The following is a 1,265-nucleotide window of genomic DNA, read 5'->3' on the forward strand; positions in this document are numbered from 1 at the left end:
GAAGAACTGTCTACCATGCGTGCTTGTGTCAGACTAAGTACACGTGTGAGTTTATCTACGTGTGCCTCTGCTGTTTTTACTTGCTGAAAATATGCGCGCTGCTGGCTAATTTGTTCAAAGGCAAGATAACCCGCACCAATGCATGTGATTAACAGTAGCGGCGCGATTAACGAGGTGCGTTGTTGTTTCGCTACGCGACGTTCGTGTTGCTGGGCTTGCTGCACGGCTTCGCGTTGTTCAATGAGCGCTTCACGTTCTTGAATACGCTGCTCGCGGTTCATCAACTCTTTGGCTTTACTTTGATTGGCACGCTCTTGTTCAGCGACTTCTCTTTGAAGTTCTTGAATACGTATTTGAGAGAGCTCTAAAAGTTCAACTTCCGCGTTCATCTACTCGCCTAGATTTTTATTGTTAGATTCTGATTTCAGCCTCTTAACAAGGATTTGTCACCTTAAACCTTGCTAAGTTTCGCGTAGGAAAGCACTAACCATTTATTACCATGCTCTTCAAACATGACTTGGATGCGCGCATGCGGGCCTCGTCCTTCGTAATGAACAACGGTGCCATAACCGAATTTTGGATGAGAGACCAAGTCTCCTAACTGAAATTCAGGTGCGTCTTCAAGGTGACTAATATCAGACAAGCCAGCATTATTTCCACCGAAGGAAACGGGTCGCGATACAGCATTGCGTAGGCGCACTTCTTGAATATTTTCTGAGGGAATTTCGCGTACAAATCTCGAGATTGGATTGAACTTCTCTTCGCCATATAAACGTCGAGATTCTGCATAAGTTAGCACCAACTTTTCTCGTGCTCGAGTAACACCAACGTAGGCTAAGCGGCGTTCTTCCTCAAGCCTGCCTGGCTCCTCCATCGACATACTATGTGGAAACAGGTTTTCTTCCATGCCGGCCATAAATACCAATGGGAATTCCAGTCCTTTCGCGGAGTGTAAAGTCATTAACTGCACGCTGTCTTCATGTTCTGCTGCTTGTTGTTCGCCAGCATCAAGCGCGGCTTGGGCAATGAATTGAGCAAGGATGGGTTGCTCATCATCTTCTGGCTCATAGTCGTGGGTTGAGCCGATCAGTTCTTCTAGGTTTTCTTTACGAGCCTGTCCTTTTTCACCTTTCTCGGAGGCGTGGTAGTCCATCAAACCTGAGTCTTTTACCGCGGTTTCCGTTAAGGTGCTGAGGCTTAGTTCGTGGATTTGGGTCGAGAGTGTCTCGATAAAATCCATAAATTCAGCCAAGCCGGTTTTCGCT

The 1,265-nt window shown here is 46.6% G+C and carries 2 protein-coding genes; both read right to left on the reverse strand.

Annotated features, from left to right (window positions below):
• Positions 1–389 (reverse strand): hypothetical protein (locus A3739_RS25790; protein ID WP_197472582.1); only part of this gene is annotated, 389 nt, incomplete at its 3' end.
• A 62-nt stretch (positions 390–451) separates the two neighbouring features.
• Positions 452–1,265, reverse strand: an 814-nt coding sequence (locus A3739_RS25795) for a 3'-5' exonuclease (RefSeq protein WP_197472583.1), incomplete at its 5' end; no start/stop codon positions are given.

The sequence above is a fragment of the Oleiphilus sp. HI0067 genome (genome assembly GCF_001635735.1).